At 72.5% G+C, this 19,009-nt stretch carries 19 protein-coding genes and 1 riboswitch; of the genes, 12 read left to right on the plus strand and 7 right to left on the minus strand.

Translation table 11 applies throughout. The annotated features are described in order from the left end of the window. Nucleotides 1-194: 194 nt before the first annotated feature. Nucleotides 195-1,478 (plus strand): LCP family protein, encoded by a 1,284-nt coding sequence (locus ACSC1Q_RS08980; RefSeq protein WP_436758184.1) that lies wholly within the window; start codon nucleotides 195-197, stop codon nucleotides 1,476-1,478. Nucleotides 1,479-1,751: 273 nt separating this feature from the next. Here the strand turns inward: ACSC1Q_RS08980 and ACSC1Q_RS08985 are convergent, their stop codons facing one another. After that, nucleotides 1,752-2,396: a GOLPH3/VPS74 family protein gene (locus ACSC1Q_RS08985; protein ID WP_436758185.1), complete on the minus strand. Its 645-nt coding sequence runs from the start codon at nucleotides 2,394-2,396 to the stop codon at nucleotides 1,752-1,754. A 224-nt stretch (nucleotides 2,397-2,620) separates the two neighbouring features. Here ACSC1Q_RS08985 and ACSC1Q_RS08990 point away from each other — a divergent pair, with 224 nt between their 5' ends. The 4 genes from ACSC1Q_RS08990 (at nucleotide 2,621) to ACSC1Q_RS09005 (ending at nucleotide 5,936) form a co-directional block, all read left to right on the plus strand. Further along, nucleotides 2,621-3,214 (plus strand): DM13 domain-containing protein, encoded by a 594-nt coding sequence (locus ACSC1Q_RS08990; RefSeq protein WP_436758186.1) that lies wholly within the window; start codon nucleotides 2,621-2,623, stop codon nucleotides 3,212-3,214. Between the two features lie 15 nt (nucleotides 3,215-3,229). Further along, nucleotides 3,230-3,835, plus strand: a complete 606-nt coding sequence (locus tag ACSC1Q_RS08995; RefSeq protein ID WP_436758187.1) for a TenA family protein — start codon at nucleotides 3,230-3,232, stop codon at nucleotides 3,833-3,835. A gap of 159 nt (nucleotides 3,836-3,994) precedes the next feature. Continuing rightward, the gene (locus tag ACSC1Q_RS09000; RefSeq protein ID WP_436758188.1) at nucleotides 3,995-4,318 is read left to right on the plus strand and encodes a rhodanese-like domain-containing protein; all 324 of its coding nucleotides are present in this window, start codon (nucleotides 3,995-3,997) and stop codon (nucleotides 4,316-4,318) included. Nucleotides 4,319-4,441: 123 nt separating this feature from the next. Continuing rightward, a riboswitch (TPP riboswitch) is annotated at nucleotides 4,442-4,580 on the plus strand. Continuing rightward, on the plus strand, nucleotides 4,572-5,936 hold the full coding sequence (locus ACSC1Q_RS09005; protein ID WP_436758189.1) for a purine-cytosine permease family protein: 1,365 nt from the start codon (nucleotides 4,572-4,574) through the stop codon (nucleotides 5,934-5,936). Its footprint overlaps the riboswitch before it by 9 nt. Before the next feature lie 14 nt (nucleotides 5,937-5,950). Here the strand turns inward: ACSC1Q_RS09005 and ACSC1Q_RS09010 are convergent, their stop codons facing one another. Beyond that, on the minus strand, nucleotides 5,951-6,535 hold the full coding sequence (locus tag ACSC1Q_RS09010) for a methylated-DNA--[protein]-cysteine S-methyltransferase (protein WP_436758190.1): 585 nt from the start codon (nucleotides 6,533-6,535) through the stop codon (nucleotides 5,951-5,953). A gap of 125 nt (nucleotides 6,536-6,660) precedes the next feature. On the opposite strand from ACSC1Q_RS09010, the gene ACSC1Q_RS09015 reads away from it, so the two are divergent. Together ACSC1Q_RS09015 and ACSC1Q_RS09020 are read left to right on the plus strand one after the other, a co-directional pair. Next, the gene (locus tag ACSC1Q_RS09015) at nucleotides 6,661-8,532 is read left to right on the plus strand and encodes a sensor histidine kinase (RefSeq protein WP_436758191.1); all 1,872 of its coding nucleotides are present in this window, start codon (nucleotides 6,661-6,663) and stop codon (nucleotides 8,530-8,532) included. A 157-nt stretch (nucleotides 8,533-8,689) separates the two neighbouring features. Beyond that, on the plus strand, nucleotides 8,690-9,139 hold the full coding sequence (locus tag ACSC1Q_RS09020) for an ATP-binding protein (RefSeq protein ID WP_436758192.1): 450 nt from the start codon (nucleotides 8,690-8,692) through the stop codon (nucleotides 9,137-9,139). Nucleotides 9,140-9,290: 151 nt separating this feature from the next. Here the strand turns inward: ACSC1Q_RS09020 and ACSC1Q_RS09025 are convergent, their stop codons facing one another. The 3 genes from ACSC1Q_RS09025 to ACSC1Q_RS09035 all read right to left on the minus strand — a co-directional run bounded on the left by ACSC1Q_RS09025 (nucleotide 9,291) and on the right by ACSC1Q_RS09035 (nucleotide 10,727). Further along, a complete protein-coding gene (locus ACSC1Q_RS09025) occupies nucleotides 9,291-9,986 on the minus strand; it encodes a YidC/Oxa1 family membrane protein insertase (protein WP_436758193.1) in 696 nt (231 codons plus the stop codon). Between the two features lie 310 nt (nucleotides 9,987-10,296). Continuing rightward, entirely contained in the window at nucleotides 10,297-10,563 is a 267-nt protein-coding gene (locus ACSC1Q_RS09030) for a DUF6412 domain-containing protein (RefSeq protein ID WP_436758194.1), read from the minus strand. Next, nucleotides 10,560-10,727 (minus strand): hypothetical protein, encoded by a 168-nt coding sequence (locus ACSC1Q_RS09035; protein WP_344915193.1) that lies wholly within the window; start codon nucleotides 10,725-10,727, stop codon nucleotides 10,560-10,562. Before ACSC1Q_RS09035 ends, ACSC1Q_RS09030 begins: the two co-directional genes overlap by 4 nt. A gap of 131 nt (nucleotides 10,728-10,858) precedes the next feature. Between ACSC1Q_RS09035 and ACSC1Q_RS09040 the strand changes: the two genes are divergently transcribed. Both ACSC1Q_RS09040 and ACSC1Q_RS09045 read left to right on the plus strand, forming a co-directional pair. Continuing rightward, on the plus strand, nucleotides 10,859-11,554 hold the full coding sequence (locus tag ACSC1Q_RS09040) for a response regulator transcription factor (RefSeq protein ID WP_344748551.1): 696 nt from the start codon (nucleotides 10,859-10,861) through the stop codon (nucleotides 11,552-11,554). Beyond that, on the plus strand, nucleotides 11,551-12,678 hold the full coding sequence (locus ACSC1Q_RS09045; protein ID WP_436758195.1) for a sensor histidine kinase: 1,128 nt from the start codon (nucleotides 11,551-11,553) through the stop codon (nucleotides 12,676-12,678). Before ACSC1Q_RS09040 ends, ACSC1Q_RS09045 begins: the two co-directional genes overlap by 4 nt. A 305-nt stretch (nucleotides 12,679-12,983) precedes the next feature. On the opposite strand, the gene ACSC1Q_RS09050 is transcribed toward ACSC1Q_RS09045, so the two are convergent. Next, nucleotides 12,984-13,547 carry a hypothetical protein gene (locus ACSC1Q_RS09050; protein ID WP_436758196.1) on the minus strand — a complete coding sequence of 188 codons (564 nt, stop codon included), beginning with the start codon at nucleotides 13,545-13,547 and terminating at the stop codon, nucleotides 12,984-12,986. Between the two features lie 229 nt (nucleotides 13,548-13,776). On the opposite strand from ACSC1Q_RS09050, the gene ACSC1Q_RS09055 reads away from it, so the two are divergent. The 3 genes from ACSC1Q_RS09055 to mptB all read left to right on the plus strand — a co-directional run bounded on the left by ACSC1Q_RS09055 (nucleotide 13,777) and on the right by mptB (nucleotide 16,521). After that, complete coding sequence (locus ACSC1Q_RS09055) at nucleotides 13,777-14,130, plus strand: STAS domain-containing protein (protein WP_326646321.1); 354 nt, start codon at nucleotides 13,777-13,779, stop codon at nucleotides 14,128-14,130. A gap of 48 nt (nucleotides 14,131-14,178) precedes the next feature. Further along, nucleotides 14,179-14,859, plus strand: a complete 681-nt coding sequence (locus tag ACSC1Q_RS09060) for a glycosyltransferase (protein ID WP_436758197.1) — start codon at nucleotides 14,179-14,181, stop codon at nucleotides 14,857-14,859. Between the two features lie 129 nt (nucleotides 14,860-14,988). After that, nucleotides 14,989-16,521 carry a polyprenol phosphomannose-dependent alpha 1,6 mannosyltransferase MptB gene (gene mptB / locus ACSC1Q_RS09065; RefSeq protein ID WP_436758198.1) on the plus strand — a complete coding sequence of 511 codons (1,533 nt, stop codon included), beginning with the start codon at nucleotides 14,989-14,991 and terminating at the stop codon, nucleotides 16,519-16,521. Here the strand turns inward: mptB and ACSC1Q_RS09070 are convergent. After that, nucleotides 16,403-18,982 (minus strand): alkaline phosphatase family protein, encoded by a 2,580-nt coding sequence (locus ACSC1Q_RS09070; RefSeq protein ID WP_436758199.1) that lies wholly within the window; start codon nucleotides 18,980-18,982, stop codon nucleotides 16,403-16,405. The two genes, mptB and ACSC1Q_RS09070, sit on opposite strands and share 119 nt — an antisense overlap. Between the last annotated feature and the right edge of the window lie 27 nt (nucleotides 18,983-19,009).

A 19,009-nucleotide genomic window follows, 5' to 3' on the forward strand; every position in this document is an offset into this window, starting at 1 on the left:
GTCCTCTACCGTAACGATCCGGGTGGGGGTCGATGTTTCCGGATCGGCCGACGATCGCATTGTTGGTCACTAACAACCTGTCTGAGTACTTTTACATAGGGAAACCTTGGGCACGTGGCGGCAGGCTCCCGAGCCACGACGTAGCGTCGATAATGACGTTTTCACCATGAGATCAAGAAGTGGCGGGACAAGACGTGGCTGACAGGCCCGAAGACGACGATCGCACCCGCGCGCTGCGATCGCCCACGCCGGGGCCCGTGCCGCCGAGAGCGGCCGGGCAGCCCGCCTACCCCTCGCCAGGCGGCCCGGGGACGCCCGTACGGCGGTCGGCGTCCTCACGGCGGGAGGCGCCCGTCCGGGAGGAGACGTCGCGCGAGGTGCCGCCTCCCCGGGGCGGGCGGGTGTACGGCAAGGCCAGGTCGGGCTCCAGTCCGGTCAAGCCGCTGAACGCGCCCCCGCCCCCGCCGGGGGACTCCGGCGGCCGGGGCGGCGGGAGCGCGTCGCGCATGCCCGGCTGGCGGCCGAAGCGTCCCGGCAGGCTCGTCGTGCGGATCCTCGCCGGGCTGGTCGTCGTGCTGCTCGTCCTGGCCGTCGGCGGATACTTCGTGATCAACTCGCGGCTGACCAAGGTCGAGGCGCTCACCGACTACGAGGGCCGTCCCGCCGACACCCCCGGCACCAACTGGCTGCTGGTCGGCTCCGACAGCCGCGCGGGCCTGACCGCGGCCCAGCGCAGGAAGCTCGCCACGGGCAAGGCCGTGGGCCGCAGGACCGACACGATGATGCTGCTGCACATCCCCGAGGGCGACGACCGGCCGACCCTGGTCAGCCTCCCGCGCGACTCGTACGTGCCGATCGACGGCCACGGCAGCAACAAGCTCAACGCCGCCTACGCCTTCCAGGGCGGCCAGCAGCTGCTCCCCAAGACCGTGGAGCAGGTCACCGGGCTGCGTCTCGACCACTACATGGAGATCGGCTTCGGCGGCTTCGTGGGGATCGTCGACGCCATCGGCGGGGTCGAGATCAACGTCAAGCAGGCGATCAAGGACCCCAAGGCCGGGATCAACCTGAAGAAGGGCCTGCAGACCATGGACGGGGGGACGGCCCTCGGCTACGTCCGCACCCGCGCCACCGGCGCGATCCCCGACCTCGACAGGACCCAGCGCCAGCGCCAGTTCTTCTCCGCGGTGGTGAAGAAGGCGGCCAGCCCCGGTGTCCTGATCAACCCCTTCACGTCCGTCCCGCTCGCGCTGAGCGCGGCCGACTCGGTGTCCGTCGGCCAGGAGACCGGCGCCTTCGACCTGCTCTCCCTCGGCCTCGCCATGGGCGGCGACCCGGTCACCACGGTCGTGCCCATCGGCTCCCTGCCCACCATCGACGGCCAGTCCGTCGTCAAGTGGGACCGGGAGAAGGCCCTGCGCATGTTCGAGGCCCTGGCCCAGGACAAGCCCGTCCCCAAGGACGCCCTCGGCAAGTGACGCCCGCCCCGGCCCGGGGCTTCTCTCAGTCCTCGGGCCGACGTCCCTTTCGTCCGCTTCCCATCCGGAGTGACGCCGCGCCAGGGCGGGCGCGGGACCCGGACGCCCTCGCCGGGCGGAGCACCTTCGTGACGGTGTTCGCCCGGCGAGAGCTCACGGATCTTGGCCGCCGGTGCCGACGAGACGACCCCACCGCCCGCCCGGCGAGAGCTCGCGGACCTTGGACGCCGGTGCCGGCGACCCCGTCGCCCGCGCGGCGAGGGCTCGTGGACCTCAGCTGCCGGAGCTGACGACGACCCCCGCTATCACGGCCGCCATGACGGCGGCGTTGACGGCGGCGATGGTCTGGGAGACCGCCCTGCCGGCCCACTCGCCCTCGGTGATCTCCTTGATCCGCTCCTTGCTCGCGCCGGGGAACGCCTTACGGTCGATCTTGGCCGCGTGCAGGATCGCGATCAGCACCGCGTCCCGCTCGTCGGGAGTGGCACCGGACAGCACGCTCTGGACCCGCTCGCGGATCGCGAGCTCGACGCCCGGGTCGCGCTCGGGGTAGCGGTTGCTCGGGAAGATCCCCAGGATCTTGCGCCGCTCCTCGTCCAGCACGCCCCGCTCCGCCAGGCGCGACAGCAGGCGCCCGCGGAGCTTGCCGGAGTGGAGCCTCTGCACCCACCACTCGGGCTTGCGGGCCTTGGACTCCGCCGCGATCCTGGCCAGCGCCGCGTCGAGCTCCTCGTCCCCCGGCGGGGTCGCGTCGAGAACGGCGACCCTCTTGTCCGCGAGATCGATCCGGCCGCCGACGGCGAGCTCAGCCAGCAACGCGCCGCCGAGCGCGGCGTCCAGCTCCGAGGAGCCGATGAGTTGTCTGCCCCGCTCCTCGTCGTACGCGAGCAGGAGCACTTCCTCAGCGATCGTCGTCATCGTTCGACCCTACGTCGCGGGCGCCGCGCGGTCGCGAACCGTCCGGGAGGCGGCGATCGTAAGCACTACGTAAGCGATCGAGGGCGGTGCCCCGGATAGCGTCGGCACCGGGGCCGGAGGGACGTCTCGATCTCCTTCCTGTCACCGGGGGCCGATGGTCTCCGCGTTCCCGCCCGTCACCGGAGACCGACGGTCTCCACTGGTCTCCACGCCGGAGGTGTCCGATGAGGGTCAAGAGGTTGCTCCGGCATCCCGTCACGTGGGGTGTCCTGGCGTTCGGCGCCGTCGCGCTCGGTGTCGCGCTGTACCTGTTCCAGCCGTGGCGCCTGTTCACCACCGTCGAGGTGAACGAGGCGCTGCCCGTCGCGGGCGCGTCCGCGTCCCCCGGACCCGAGGCCACCCGGCAGGGCGAGCCGGGTGAGCCGGGTGAGCCGAGCGGGTCCGCCGAGTCCGCCGAGTCCGCTCGGGAGCCGAAGGTCCTGGCCACGGGTACGTTCGTCTCCCACGAGCACGAGACCGAGGGCAGGGCGAGGGTGCTGGAGCTGCCCGACGGGAGCCGGGTCCTGCGGATCGAGGACCTGGACACCTCAGACGGCCCGGACCTGCGGGTCTGGCTCAGCGACCAGCCCGTCAAGAAGGGCAACGCCGGGTGGTTCAACTTGGACGACGGCGAGCACCTCGAACTCGGCGAGCTGAAGGGCAACCGGGGCAACGCCAACTACGCCGTCCCCGCCGGGGCCGACCTCGGCAGCCTGAGGTCCGTCACCATCTGGTGCAAGCGCTTCGGCGTCTCCTTCGGCGCCGCCGCCCTCACCTGACACAATCTCCGACCCATGAGCGTCTCTGAGGAACTCCACGTCATCGGCCGCCCGCTCGTCGAGGCGCAGCTCGCCCACCCGACGGTGGCGGGCATCGCGCGAGGAGACCTGCCAGAGCCGGTGTTCCGGTCGTGGCTGGAGCAGGACTACCTGTTCCTGCTCGACTACGTCCGCGTCTTCTCGCGCCTCGCCTGGCAGGCCCCCGACGGGCATCTGGGCGACCTGGTGGACCTGGCGTACGCCACCTTCCACGAGGAGCTGAGCCTGCACCGGTCGCTGTCGGCCGAGTTCGGCGCCGACCTCGACGGGGCGAGGAAGGGGCCGGCCTGCGCGGCGTACACCTCCTTCCTGCTCGACTCGGCGGCCGTCTACGCCGACGGCCTGGCCGCGCTCTATCCCTGCATGTGGGGCTACTCCACGCTCGGCCGCGCCCTGGCGGAGAACCCGCCCGCCGAGCCCCGCTACCGCGCCTGGGTCGACACCTACGCCCACCCGGCCTTCGCCGAGCTGACCGGGCGCGTCGCGGTGATGATCGACGAGGCGGCGCCGGACCCGGGCAGGGCCGCGAAGCTGTTCGCCGAGGGGATGGCCCACGAACTCGCCTTCTGGGACGTGCCCTGACCTCGTTCGCCCCGATGCCCGGCTACCGTCGCGGTCCGGGCGGTCCGGCAGGATCGGACGTACCGAATTGGCCTGCTATCAGGGGAAACCGAAGGTCCGGATGAGGGCATCCACGTGGCTTTGCGTCCCATCCGGTGGAGGAGTTGGAACAATGGGCGTATGAGTGTTCCTGAGGTCGAGGCGCAGGCCGTGCCGGATGACGCGTTCCTGCTCGACGTGCGCGAGAACGACGAGTGGCGTGCCGGGCACGTGCCCGGCGCCGTCCACATTCCCCTGGGTGAGCTGCAGTCCCGGGTCGACGAGGTGCCCAAGGGCGCGCCCGTCTACGTGATCTGCCGGGTCGGCGGCCGTTCCGCGAACGCCACCGCCTGGCTCAACCACGTCGGCTGGGACGCGATCAACGTCGGCGGCGGCATGCAGTCCTGGGACGGCGCGGGGCGCCCGATGATCGCCGAGAGCGGTCAGGACCCCTTCGTCGCCTGAGCGTCCGTACGAGTCGTCCGGGCCGTCCGAGCCGCTTGAGCGTACGAACCGTACGGGCCGCGCGAGGGGGGAGCCCTCGCCGGGACCCTTGCCAAGAAAGGAATGAATGGCATAATCAGGGCGAATGTCTACCGCGGGAGCTCGGGCGTAACCGGGCTGAGAGGGCGGAACCACGCAGAGGGTCTTGGACCCTCCGACGCGCCGCCGACCGCATGAACCTGTCCGGGTAATGCCGGCGTAGGGAGTGTGCGCGATGACGTCTGCCGCCGTTGATTCCAGAGGCTCCGGGGACCCCGGGGCGGCCGAGGCGCCCCTCACGCTCGGCGAGGCTCCTCCCAAGGCCCTCGGCGTGCTCGACCAGGGCGCGCTCTGGGCCAACCTGGGTGTCAGCCTGCTCGGCTTCTCCGGCGCGATCACGCTGATCAACCCGCTCGGCGACCGGCCGCTGAGCTTCGTGGCCGCGATCCTGGCCGCCGTCGTGGGCAGCGTCATCGGCACCGCGATGGTCGGCCTGGCCGCGATCCCCGGGCAGCGGACCGGCGCTCCGGCGATGGTCCTGCTGCGCGGGCTGTTCGGGGCCAGGCTCTCCTACCTGCCGACCGTGCTGAACATCGTCCAGATGCTGGGCTGGGGGGCCTTCGAGCTGTGGGTCATCGCCCAGGGCGCCCAGGCCATCGCCGGGTCCTTCGGCGTCGAGGTGCCCTACGCGGTCTGGGTGGTCGTCGCGGGGGTGATCACCACCGCGCTCACCATCCGGCCGCTGGGAGCGGTCCGCCTGCTCCGCAGGTACGTCACCGCCGGCGTGGTGATCTCGATGATCTGGTTCCTGGTCGCCCTCTTCCAGCGCGGACCGGCGATCGGCGGCGGGTCCTGGGAGGCGTTCGCCCCCTCGGTCGACTACGTGATCGCGCTGTCGGTCTCCTGGGTGCCGGTCGCGGCGGACTTCGCCCGCTTCTCCCGCTCCGGCAGGGCCGCGTTCACCGGGGTCGTCGGCGGCTACACGATCGCCCAGGTGGCCTGCCTCGTCCTCGGCATCGCGGCGCTCGCGCTGGTCGGCAACGACCCGGACCACGTCTGGGACCCCTTCGTGGCCGCGGCCCTCGGCCCGCTGTTCTTCGGCATCCTGGTGCTGCGCGAGACCGACCAGTCGTTCGTGAACGTCTACTCCACCGCGATGTCGCTGCAGAACCTGCTGCCCCGGCTGGACCGCCGGGTCATCTCCGCGGCCATCGGCGTGCTGGTCACCCTGCTCGCGATCTTCGTCGACGCCGGGACCTACACCGGTTTCCTCGGCCTCATCGGGGCGGTCTTCGTGCCGATGTTCGCGGTGCTCGCCGCCGACTACTTCCTGCTCGGCGGCGCCAGGCACTGGGACACCTCGGAGACCGCGCCCTCGCGCCCGCTCATGGTGCTCCCTTGGGTGCTGGGCTTCGTGACCTGGTGGATGCTCGCCGCGCTGCCGGGCGCCCCGGAGCTCGCGTGGTGGACCTCGTTCTGGAACGGCGCCCGCGACGCGCTCGGCTTCGTCCCGCGGCCGTGGATGAGCGCGTCCGTCGGCGCGTTCCTCGTCGCGGGTCTCGTCACCCTGGGTCTTGGCGCGCTCCGGCGCCGCTCCTGACGATCGCGGAGGGGCTACGCGCCGCCGGGGCCGCGGAGCACGGCGGTGGACTCGATGCGCAGCAGGCGCTCCTTGGCGGCGGAGCCTCCGGCGTACCCGCCGAGGACGGCCTCGCTCTCGACCACCCGGTGGCACGGCACGATGACGCACACCGGGTTGCTGCCCAGCGCGTTGCCGACCGCGCGCAGCGCGCGCGGCCTGCCGATCCGCTCGGCGATCTCCAGGTAGGTCGTCACCGTCCCGTACGGCACCGCGAGCATCATCTGCAGCACGGTCCTGGAGAACTGGGTGGCCAGGCGCAGGTCGACGGCGATCGTGAAGGCGCGGAGCCTGGCGGAGAAGTAGGCGTCGAGCTCCCGGCGGACCGGGTCGAGCCGCCGGGCGTCCGGCCCGATGAACGTGCCGACCTCCCTGCTGATCCGCTCGAAGACGACGTTCTCGTCCTCGTAGCTGCAGGCCACCACACCCCTGCCCGTCACGGCCAGGGTGAGGCGCCCCAGCGGGCCGTCGAGCGTGCCGAACGCGATGTCGGGATGGCTCGTGCCGACGTAGTCGGGCGAGGTCACCCGTAGCAATGCATCGATGTCGCCGGATGACATGGCCCCACCCTTTCGTATCCAGGTGTGTGGTGACCGCAGAGTATCGGACGGATCGCCCGGCCAGTGGCAACACGTGCGGGACGAAAGTGCCAAGATCAGACCGGTCGAGACGGCACTATGGGTGTGTGGTGGACTACACGGCCGACAGTGACGGGGGCATCGGCCGCGAGGTCGTCGCCGCGGCGCCCAACGCGATCGTCGCCATCGATCGCGAGCAGACGGTTCTCGCCTGGAATCCCGCGGCCGAGCGCCTTTTCGGCTGGTCGGCGAAGGAGATGGTCGGACGCCGGGTGCCGGTGGTCCCCGAGGAGCTGACGGCCGAGCACAACGCGGTCCTGGAGAAGGTCCGCACCGGCGGCCAGGTCTCGCTGAGGACCAAGCGGTTCCGCCGCGACGGCAGCCTGCTCGACGTGCGGGTCGACACCGCCGCGCTGTCCGCGCCCGACGGCGCCCTCCTCGGCTACGTCAGCGTCTACCACCTGGCCCAGGACGACGAGACCGCCAACGACCGCAACGCCCGCCGGGCACAGCTCGTCCGCAGGCTCACCGACGTGGTCGCCGACATCAACGCCGAGCTGGAGCTGCCCGCCGTTCTCGACCGGATCGCGGCCAGCCTCGCCGACCTGACCGGGGCCGACGCGGGCGGGTTCGTGATGATCGAGGGTGACCGGCTCCGCCTCGTGGCCTGTCACAACCTCCCCGGCTCGATGCGCGACTCGACCGCGGACCTCCGCACCAGCCTGGTCGGCAAGCTGCTGCGCGAGGGCAGGACCGTCCTGCTGGAGACCGGCGACCAGGACCGGCTCGACCAGCTGATCTGGTCGCGGCTGCCCGGCCTGCACACCATCGCGCTCGGCCTCGCGGCCATGGGCGGGCGGTCGTACGGCGCGCTGTACGCCCTGTTCGCCAAGCGCAAGGCGGGCCACCTGGAGCTGGAGCTGCTGGAGCTCCTCGCCGGTCACGCGGGCATCGCCGTGGGCAACGCGATGGCCTACCAGGAGGCCGTACGGCAGCGCGCCCACGAGCGGGCGGTGTTCGACGCCAGCGCCGACGGCATCGCGGTCCTCGACGGCGCGGGCCGGGTCGTCCAGTGGAACCCGGCCGCCAGCGAGCTGACCGGCTTCCACGCGGCCGAGGTGATCGGCGGGCCGCCGCCGTTCCAGCTGCCGGCGCCGGGGGACAGGTGCGGCATCCAGCTGCCCTCGGGCACCTGGCTGGACGTGCTCTGCGCGGAGATCGTGGAGACGGGCGAGACCGTGGTCGACTTCCGCGACGTCACCCGCGCGAAGGAGCTGGAGGAGGCCAAGGACCTCTTCCTCGCCACCACCAGCCACGAGCTGCGCACGCCGATCACCGTGGTCCGGGGCTTCGCCAGCACGCTCGACAGCCGCTGGGACAGCATGGCCGACGCCGAGCGCCGGGCCGCCGTGCGCACCATCGCCGAGCGGGCCCGCTCCCTGGGCCAGCTCATGGACCACCTGCTGCTGGGCTCGCGCGCGGGGGCGGGCGAGCTCACGCTCAGGATCGAGAGCTTCGACCTGGCCGAGCTGGTCAGGGGCGCCACGCTGGGCCTGCCGATCCTGTCGGACCTGCACCGGGTCGAGGTCGACGTCCCCGGCGACCTGCCCCGGGTCTCCGGCGACGCGCTGGCCACCGACATCCTGCTGGCCCAGCTGCTGGAGAACGCCTTCAAGTACTCACCGGACGGTGGCCTGATCAGGGTCGAGGCATGGGTGGACGGCGACCGGGTGGTGCTGGTGGTGGACGACGAGGGCGTCGGTATCGCCCACGCCAGCAGGGAGCGCGTCTTCGAGCGCTTCGTCCAGGCCGACAGCGGTGACCGCCGCAGGTTCGGCGGGGTCGGCCTCGGCCTCTACATCGTGCGGAGCCTCGCGCGGGCCCAGGGAGGGGAGGTCTCGGCGCATCCGCGCCCCTCGGGCGGCACCCGGATGAGACTGGCCCTCCGTATCGCCGACACGCCAGGCGCCCTTACCTGATCGACACGCCGAACCGGTAACGAGTCGGTAACGGATGTGCTGATCTATTGTCGAATGTGCACAAGCTGTAATTGGCGCGCGGTTTCCAAGACTATCTAACGGGGCATTTCGGTCGTACTGGGGTGAGTTCCTCAGGGGGGAACAGGCATACGGGGAGGTGAGTGCGTCGAGCGTCGTTCTGTTGCCGTATGCACCGTCCAGCGTCGCTGTCGCACGCCAGCGCCTCTGCTCTGACCTGCAGGAACGGGGTGTGTACGAGACCGCCATCGACGACGCGGTGCTCGTGGTCAGCGAGCTGCTGAGCAACGCGCTGCGTCACGCCCACCCGTTGCCGTCGGGACAGATCAGAGTGTCGTGGCTCTGGACCGAGGAGCATGTCGAAGTCGCTGTGAGTGACGGTGGCGCCGCCACCGAACCGCGGGCGGGACGCCCGACGCTCTCCTCCCTGGGAGGGCGGGGCCTTGGAATCGTCGAGTATCTGGCGTCCACGTGGGGTGTCAGGCATGAGGGGGACATCACCACGGTGTGGGCGGTGGTCACGGCGGTCGACACGGTAGGTAACGGCCACGTTTCCACCCCCGAACCCGCTCTCAGGGAATGCGGATAACCCTCTTCAGGGATTTCGTCCCGCTTCATACGTCTTCATACGTCATGAAGCGGGACGAAATCATCGCGCATGAATCGATCATCGCGCATGAGCCGGGGCGCGATCTTTCCTCCGGTGGCCGGCACTCCGCCGGTGCGGGAACGCCCCGCCCTCACCCCCCGGCGAGCGCCGGGCGGTGCAGCACCGCCTTCTCCGCGGCCGTCCAGGCCGTCGAGACGAGGAGATAGATCCCCGCCGCGAGCGGCAGCACCGCGGCGACCAGGACGGTCCCGTACGGCAGCAGGGGCAGCATCCGGCGCAGCGCCGCGGGCTGGACGTCCTCGCTCATCGTGCGCCGCGTCCGGCGGGACGTGATCCACGCCACGGCGAGGAGCAGCAGGAAGAGCCCGGCGAAGACCAGGGTCGGGCCGCTGATCAGCCCGAACCCGGCCACCGTGCCCGCGAACTGCTGGCCGAGCGGCACCCCGAAAAGACCGTGGGTGAGGAGCGCGTTGGCCTGCCCGGCGATCGTCGAGGAGATGAACACCTGGTACGTCACCATGAGGAACGGCATCTGCGCCACGGACGGCAGGCACCCGGCCAGCGGTGAGGTCTTCTCCCTGGCGTAGAGGGCGGCCAGCTCCCGCTGGAGCCGCTCGGGGTCGCGGCCGTGACGCTTCCTGAGCCGCTGGATCTCCGGCGCGAGGCGGACCCTGGCCCGCTCGCCCCTGGCCTGCGTGACGCTGAGCGGGAGCAGCAGCAGCCGGACGAGGACGGTGAACACGACGATCGCCGGAGCGGTGGAGCCCAGCGGTCCGGCGAGCGCGGCGATGAGGCCGGCGACGAACGCGATGACGGGGTCGAACATGGAAGGGGCCCTTCTGAGCGGAGTGGAAACGGCGCAGAAGGCGCCCGCGAACCGCGAGGTCCTTCCCGGACGCGTACGCGCGGCGCGCGACGCACGGCCGCCGGGGGTGCCTCCGGGACGCGGTGACGACGCGGTGACGACGCGGTGATCACGTGCGTACGGGGCATGCCGGTGACGTGCGCGCGGGGCACGCGACGGCGTACACGCTCAGGGGGTGAGCGCGCACCGGCCGGTCACGTGCGAGGGAACGCGCGGGAACGCGCGGGAGGACGCGGGGATCGCGAGAGGTCGCCGAGGACGTGTCGCGGGGTTACGCGGGCGCCGGGCCCGCGGAGGGTGCTCTGGGCCGGGACCTCCCGGCCGCGTCGGGGTCGAGCTGCCGGACGAACATCGTCCGCCTGGCCCGGTCGCGCCTGGACATCGGCGACCGTGACTCCGTACCCGAGGTGACCGGCGCCGGGCGCAGCGCCCAGGCGAGCAGGAGCACGCCCAGCCCGACCACGGCGGCGGCCGTCAGGACACCGCCGCCGTCGAACATCCAGACCGCCAGGGTCTGGGCGGCGAGCAGCAGGTTCACTTCTTGAACTTGGCCACCGCGGTGACCAGCGCGACGACCACGAAGGCCACCACGGCCAGGACGAGCGCGAACTTCAGCAGCCCGAAGAGCGCGGGCAGCACGAACCCGAACACCACGTATAGCGCGAGCAGGACGCCCAGAACCCCCAGCACGATACGACTCATGTGATCCACCGTACGCGGGGCGGGGCGAGGGCGGGCGCCCGATCGTAACGATGGTCATAACGATCGAGCGCTTCTTACGGACCGGTGACACGACTTAGGCATCGTCCCTTCGCGGGCCTACCGTGGGGGCCATGAGCGCGCGGATTCTGGTGGTCGACGACGATTCGATGGTGGCCGAGGTCGTGGCCCGCTATTTGGAACGTGACGGTCACGTGGTCGAGTGCGTCGGGGACGGCGCCGAGGCGCTCAGACGCGCGCTGGCCAACCCGCCCGACCTGATGGTGCTCGACCTGATGCTCCCCAAGATGGACGGGCTCCAGGTCTGCAGGAAGCTCAGGGAGCGGTGGCCGGTTCCGGTGATCATGCTGACCGCGCTCGGCGACGAGATGGACAGGGTCGTCGGCCTGGAGACCGGCGCCGACGACTACGTCACGAAGCCCTTCAGCCCCCGGGAGCTGGCGCTGCGCGTGCAGTCCGTGCTGCGGCGGGCGCGCGGGGCCTCCCTGCCGACCGGCACCGGCGTGCTCAGGGACGGAGAGCTCGCGGTCGACGTCGGCGCCCACGAGGTACGGCTCCGCGGTGACGAGATCATGCTGACCGCCCGCGAGTTCGACCTCCTCGCCCACCTGATGCGCAACCCCCGCCAGGCCTTCAGCCGTTCCGCCCTGCTCGACCAGGTCTGGGGCTGGTCCTTCGGCGACTCGTCCACGGTGACCGTCCACGTCCGCCGCCTCCGCGAGAAGATCGAGCCCGACCCGACCGACCCCCGGCGCATCGTTACCGTGTGGGGCGTCGGCTACCGCTACGAGCCGCTGGCGGAGCCGTGATCCCCGAGATGCTGCTGATCGTCGCGGTCACCGCGGGGCTCGGCCTGCTGGTCGCGCTGGCCGGGCTGGGCGCGATGCGGCTGCTGCGCGAGCGGTCGATCGGCGTGATGCTCGCGGTGGTCGTCGTGGTGACCGTCACGGCGACGGTCGGCGGCATGGTGGCACTCACCCTGAAAATGATCATCGAGGGGACGTCGAGGAACATCGTGCTCAGCGTGGTCGTCGTGGGCGGCCTGGTCGGGCTGGGCGTCGCGACGGTCCTCTCGCGCCGGGTCGTGGCGGCCAGCCGGAGACTCGTCGACGCCGTGCACGCCGTACCGGCCTCGGGGGAGTTCACGCCCCCCGGGGGGCTGCCCGCGGAGCTCGGCACGATCGCCGGGAGCCTGGACCGGGCCTACCGGCGGCTGCGCCTCGGCCACGAGCGCGAGCGGGCCCTGGAGAGCGCCCGCCGCGAGCTCGTCGCCTGGGTCAGCCACGACCTGCGCACCCCGCTCGCGGGCATGCGGGCCATGGCCGAGGCACTGGAGGACGGGGTGGTCGCCGATCCGGAGACCGTCGGCCGCTACCACCGGCAGATCCGCCTGGAGGTGGACCGGCTGTCGGGCATGGTCGACGACCTGTTCGAGCTGTCCAGGATCCACGCGGGGACGCTGCGCCTGTCGCGCGGCCCGATCGGCCTCGGCGACCTGGTCGCCGACGCGCTGGCCGGGGCTGAGGAACTGGCCAGGGGCAAGGGGGTACGGCTGGCCGGAGAGGTCGATCCGGTGGTCCCCGTCCAGGCCGACGCGGCCCACCTCTCCCGGGCGCTGCGCAACCTGGTCGTCAACGCGATCAGGCACACCCCGGGCGACGGCGTGGTCGTGGTCCGCGCCTCGGTCGAGGACGGTACCGCCTGCCTGTCCGTCGCCGACGGCTGCGGCGGCATCCCGGCCGACGACCTGCCCCGCGTCTTCGACGTCGCCTTCCGCGGCGAGACGGCCCGTACCCCCAGCGCCTACGGGGCCGGGGCGGGCCTCGGCCTGGCGATCGCGCGCGGCATCGTCGAGGCCCACGAGGGGGCGATCGGCGTCGTCAACTCCGGCCCCGGCTGCCGCTTCGAGATCCGCCTGCCGCTCTCCGCCTGAGCGATCCGCCCCTGGGTCCGGGTTCGGTCCGGCCCGGTCCTGCTCGGCCCGGCTTGATCTGGCGTGGCCTGGGCCGGTCCGGCACGGCCCGAGCGGACGGACGTCGGCGAGCGCGGGAAACGGTGAGGCGGGTGCCCGGCGGGCGCGGGGAAGGGGGTTCCCGATGGGCTCAGGGAACGTGAGGTGGGGGCCCGGCAGACGGGTGGCACACGAGGTGGATGCCCGATGAGCAGCGCAGGGGGTGGCTCCCCGGTGAGCTCAGGGAACGCGAGGTGGGCCCGGTGGGCGGGGGGAGGACCGGGCGATCAGTTCGTGCCGTTGCCGTTGCCGTTGGAACCGGTGTTGTTGGCGGCGGTGCCGTTGGTGGTCGGCGCGGGTGTGACGTGGCCCGGGGTGCCCTGCGGGCCCTCGGGCCGCACGGAGACCATGAGGGTCATCTGCGCGCACTCGCCGCCCTCGGTGTCGGGCTCGACGTGCTGGCAGGAGGTCAGCCTCCTGGTGGTGCCGAGGGACTCCACCATCGCCCGGAACGTCGGGCACGGCCAGCGCCACATGCAACTGCGGCAGCGCAGGATCGGATGCGCCGCGTCGCTGGTGATGCCGCCCGCGTCGCGCGGCTGGTGCAGGTCGAGCAGCCTGACGCCGAGCGTGGCGAAGTCGAGGAGCTCCTCGCGCGCTCCTTCGAGGAAGTCGAGGTCCTCGGTCGACAGGCGGGTCCTGATCGGGACGTATCCCTCGTGGTTCACCAGGCCGCGCAGTGAACTCGCCGCGTCGCGCCACGAGGTGGCCTTGTCGGTACGAGTGATCATGGACTCCAGGTGCTCCCGGAGCCGCTGTCGCTGGAGATCCTCGGGTAGGTCGGTGTTCATGGATGCGTTCGAGCCCGTTTCCTGTAACTCAACGGCCGCCACTGACGTAGCGCAGCGACGATCGGGAGGCGCCGGGTCTCCTCCCCTTTCCGGCCAAGCCGGTGTTGCTTAGTGTCAAGCTTCGCGCACTCAGGGTTTCCGTGAGGCGGAAACGGGGGACAAAGGGCGGACGACTCGGGTTGTTCAAGAGAACGTGACCCGCGGCTCTCGCGCCGCTAGTGTGCCCGCTGTGGAGCTAAAAGTCTCAACTCGATCTCATGCCGGGCACACCGTCGTGACCATCGTTGGCGAAATCGACCTATATACCGCGCCTCGCCTGCAGGCCGAGTTCACCCGGCTGCTTGGGCAGAGCCAGACCATGCTCGTCGTCCTCGACATGTCCGCCGTGGAGTTCTGTGACTCCACCGGCATGAACGTGCTGCTCTCCGCGCTCAAGCGACTGCGCGAGCGGGGTGGCACGCTGGAGGTGGCGGCGCCCCGGCCGGCCGTACGCAAGATCCTGCAGGTCACCGGCCTCGACTCCGTCTTCGTTGTCCACGAGACGCTGCCGGAGAAGCTGCTGACCTCCGAATCCCAAGGATGACGTTCTCCTCACGGCTGATGCCCGGGGTCCCCACACTGGAGGTGTTCGATGACCGGCACGGCGGCGATCATTCCCGCCAAGGATGAGGGCGACAGGATCGGGGCCACCGTGGCCGCGGTCCTGGCGCTGCCCGGCGTCGACCTCGTCGTGGTCGTCGACGACGGCTCCGTCGACCAGACGGGGCGGGCGGCCAAGGCCGCCGGGGCCCGCGTCGTGCGGCACAGCCACAACCGGGGAAAGGCCGCCGCCATGGAGAGCGGCGCCCACGCCGTGCGCCTGCTCGACGGCGAGGAGCCCCGGCACCTGCTGTTCCTCGACGCCGACCTGGGCGAGACCGCCCGTACGGCCGCGCCGCTCATCGAGCCGGTCGCGGCGGGCGAGACCGACATGACGATCGCCGTCTTCGTCACCCGCGTGAAGCTGGGCGGCCACGGGTTCGTCGTGAGGCTCGCACGCGAGGGCGTCGAGCGCGCCACCGGCTGGACGCCCGCCCAGCCGCTCAACGGGCAGCGTTGCCTGACCCGGGCGGCCTTCGAGGCGGCCCGGCCACTGGCGCGCGGCTTCGGAGTGGAGACCGGTCTCACGATCGACCTGCTCAGGAAGGGCTTTCGGGTGCGTGAGGTCCCGGTCGAGATGGCACACCGGGCCACCGGCACCGACTGGAAGGCCCAGGTCCATCGGGCCAGGCAGTTCCGCGACGTCGCCCGCGCCCTGCTGGCCCGCCGCTGACCGGACGGCCGAACCCGGGTACCGGGCAGCGGGCCGGGCGGTTCCGCGACGTCGCCCGCGCCCCACTGACCCGGGCTGCCCGACCCGGCACCGCACCGGGCACCGTGCCGGGTGTGCTGGAATTTGCGGGTGACTCGGGATGCGTCGGTCGTCGACGAGAGGCGGAGTCCCGCCGGTGATACGCCGCGGGGGCTCGACGTCGCCGCGTTCGGAGCGATGGGGCTCTCGGTGGCGACCACGGTCCTGATCGGGCTGCTGGGCCCCTCGGCCATGGTCCCGAGGTTGCCCGGACCCTCCTGGCACCCTCCGTACTCGCTGGACGCCCACCCCGGTGTCCATCTGGTCATCGCCATGGGGGCCGTCGCGATCGTGCTGGGCGGGCTCGGCCTCGCCGCCGCGCTCAGGTCCCGGTGGCGGCCCGACCCGCGCCGGCTGCTCGCGGCCGGTTGCGCCGTGGCGGGCCTGCTCGCCTTCCTGCCGCCCTCCGGCTCGGCCGACCACCTCAACTACGCCGCGTACGGCCGCCTGGTCACGCTCGGCCAGGACCCGTACGCGATCACCCCGGCCGCCCTGCCCGGTGACCCGGTCACCGGCGCGGTGGAGGAGTGGGCCGGTGTGACCAGCGTCTACGGCCCGGTCGCCACCGCCGTACAGGCACTGGCGAGTCTCGTGGGCGGCGACTCGGTCAGGCTGACGGTCTTCGCGATGGCCCTCGTCAACGCGGCGGCGTTCGTCGGTACGGCGCTGCTGCTGCACCGTTTCGCCCGGGGGAACGCGGATCTCCAGCGGCGGGCGGCGCTGCTGTGGACGGTCAATCCGCTGATGATCTACCACCTGGCCGCCGGGATGCACGTCGACACCCTCGCCATCGCCTGCATGGTCGCCGCGCTCACGGTTCGCGGGGCCGCCTCGGGGCCGCTGCTCGGGGTGGGCATCGGGGTGAAGCTCAACGCCGGGCTCGTCGCCCTCGGACCGGCGTGGGAGCTGCGCCGCTCGCCCGGCAGGCTCGCCGTGGTGGCGGGGACCGCGACGGCCACCGTGGTGGCGATCTACGCCGTCGCCGGGCCGCACGTGCTCGACCAGGTGAGCGCCGCCAGCAAGAAGGTCTCCCTCGCCACGCCCTGGCAGCTCGTCAAGGCAGGGCTCCAGTCGATCTTCGGTCCGGGCGCCTACTCGGCCTGGATCCAGATCGGGTCCCTGCTCCTGCTGGCCTGCCTGGCCTGGCTGGTGCTGCGGGCGCTGGGGACGCCGAGAACGCCGGGGACGCTGGGGGTGCCGGGTGCGCCGGGGGTGCCGGGGGTGCCGGGAGCACCGCCCGCCGACACCGCGCCCGCGGTCGCCGCCGCGATGGTGGTCGCCTGGCTGTTCGCCGCGCCGTACGCGCTGCCCTGGTACGACGGGCTGGCCTTCGCGCTGCTGGCCCTGGCGTCCTGGCCCGCGCTGGAGGCGTTCATGGTGGCCAGGGTCGTCGTGCTGTCGCTGGGCTACCTCCCGGCCAGGGAGGTGCCGCGGCCCGACGACCTGCTCTGGACGAAGACCCTGCTCAGGGAGACGGTGGTGCCGTGGACGCTGCTGGCACTGACGGTCGCCCTGGCGTGGTGGGCGGCGAGAGCCGGACGGCGCGCACGCAGGCGGCCAGCGTCAGCGGCACCGCGACCGTGAGCGCCATGGCCGGGATCGCGATGCCCGAGTCGTTCATCAGGAACCCGATCAGCGCGCAGGCCAGCGCCCCGAGCAGTCCGGCGCGCAGCGCGGGCGCGAGCGCGTAGGCCCGGCCCAGGGCCGACGCGCCCCACCGCGACGGGCGGTCGAGCACCAGGAACAGGAACGCCAGCGCGACCAGCGTGAGCAGCGACAGCGACCAGTTGCCGACCGTGACCCCGATCATCGCGGCGAACTTGCGGCCGACCACGGTCCAGGCCTCCCCGTCCAGCACCTGCTGCACGAAGGAGCCCAGGTGGGTGCGCCGGTCGGCGGGCCGCAGCCAGTCGACCACCGCTATGGCGCCGATCAGCAGGCCGCCCGCGAGGCCGACAAGGACCAGCCTCACCGGCGAGACCCGCCCGCCGGACAGCAGGATCAGGAAGACCGCGACCCCGACCAGGAACGCCGGGACCCCGCCGAAGTCGGCGCCCCACGCGGGCCAGCCGTCGACGAACACCGCCAGCCCCCCGTACGCCGCGCACACCGCGAGCGCGAGCGCCCGCCGCCCGCGCGAGATCAGCCACTGGGCGATCCCGGCGAGGGCGAGGATCGTGCCGGCGGAGTAGACGGCGAAGGCGATGTTGCTGAAACCGTAGAAGCGCCCGCCGGTGACCGGCTCGTAGCCGGTGACCGCGTTCACCTGCAGCGCCGAGCCGGTCATCACGTCGGCCAGCAGCGCCACCGAGGTGACGGCGGCGACCACCGTCAGCGGGCCGAGCGGGTGCGCCCGCCACGGCCCGGCGAGCGCCACCCCGGCGATCGCGCAGGCGAGGCCGAGGATGGTGACGATCACCCAGACCATCGGCGCGGGCAGGCTCCACCAGGGGACCAGCTGCGCCAGGAAGGTGGACACCGCGATCGCCCCGCTGACCACGGCGACGACCCGGACGGCCGTCAGGGCGCGGGAGCCGCCCCAGCCCCGGCGGATCGCGACGGCGGCGAGCAGGTAGAACAGGATCTGCACCGCCACGAACACCGCGAAGAACGGCCCCCTCACCTCGCGCAGCACCTGGCTCGCCAGGTCGTCGTCGGCCAGCTTCCCGGCCGTCGCCGCGACCGGCTCCCCGCTCGGCGCGTCGCCCAGCCAGGCGCGTCCCACGACCCCGTTGGGGGCCTTCAGGCCCAGCAGGCCGATCGCGGTGGCGGTCAGGTCGGTGTTCGTGACCAGGCCGTCCTGGCGGGTGGAGGCGGCGGTGAGGTAGCCGCGCGCGTACGTCCCCCCGGTGGGGGACGGGCCCCGGGCGATCGCCACGTGCAGGTGGGGTACCGCCGAGGTGTCGGCCAGGCCCGCGACCAGGACCGTGGTCGCCGTCGCGGGTGACGTGGCCAGGCGGCCGAGGACCGCGCCCACCACACGGTCGGCCCCGGCCACGGCCTCCCGCCGGGCCTGGACGGTCATCCCGTCCGGGAAGCCGTTCGCGGCGTCGGCCGGGGTGCTGTCCGGGGTGCCGGTCGGAGTGCTGGCCGGGCCGGGGGCGCCGACGGTCCAGGCGCGGGTGAGGTCACCGGCCTCGACCACGATCAGCCCGTACGGGGACAGGTCGCCCAGTTGCTCGACGCTCGCCGCGTATTTTCCGATTTTTCCGGACTTGTTGGCGGCGGCGAGGGCGGCTCCCGGCCCGACGGCGGCCACCTTCAGGCCCGCGCCGGTCGCGAGCTCGCCCAGCTGCCCGAGAACCGGCCGGTAGGAGGTGGCGGCGTTGAAAGCGGACAGCTCGGCCCAGCCGGGCACGCCCGCCTCGCCGCCGGGGGCCGTCTCCGGCGCGCGGGGGGACTCGCAGCCCGTGCCGGGCGCGCCCGCGCGCTGGCCCGCCGAGACCGTGAGCCAGCCCGCCACCGGGCAGGTGATCCCCCGCTCGGGCGGCGGGACCGCCCGGGTGGACATGGACGCGGACCCGCCCTCGCCCACCAGTTTCCACAGGTTCGGGGTCCGCTCCCGGTCCAGGTCACTCCACTCCAGGCCGGGTATCCCGACGATCACGACCTTCGCGGGAAGCGCCCGCGCCGGGCCGCCCGCCGTACCGGCACCGGAGGCGCCTGTCGTACCGGCATCGGAGGCGTCCGTCGTACCGGCACCGCCTGTCGTACCGGCATCGGCACCGGCCGTCGCACCGGCACCGGAGGCGTCCGTCGCGGTGGCAACGGAGGCACCTGGAACGCCCGGAGCGCCGGAGGCGGCGGAGGCCTTCGAGGCGCCCGGGACGCCGAGGAGCACACAGAGCCCGGCCAGCAGCGCGGTCAGCAGCAGGGCCGACAGCGAGGCCGACAGCGGGGCCTGCGGCGGGGACGCGACGGCCGGGGCGGTCCTGGCGGCCCGGTGGGGCGCCGGTCGCGTCGCGGTCCCCCCTGCGGCCGGTCGCGTCGCGGTCCTCCCGGTGGCCGGGCGCGCGGGCCCGTGACCGCGGTGTGTCGAAGCCATCCGGTTCCCCTGTCCGTATCCGTCGGG

This window comes from Streptosporangium heterodermiicola (genome assembly GCF_051390675.1).
Lineage (GTDB): Bacteria > Actinomycetota > Actinomycetes > Streptosporangiales > Streptosporangiaceae > Streptosporangium.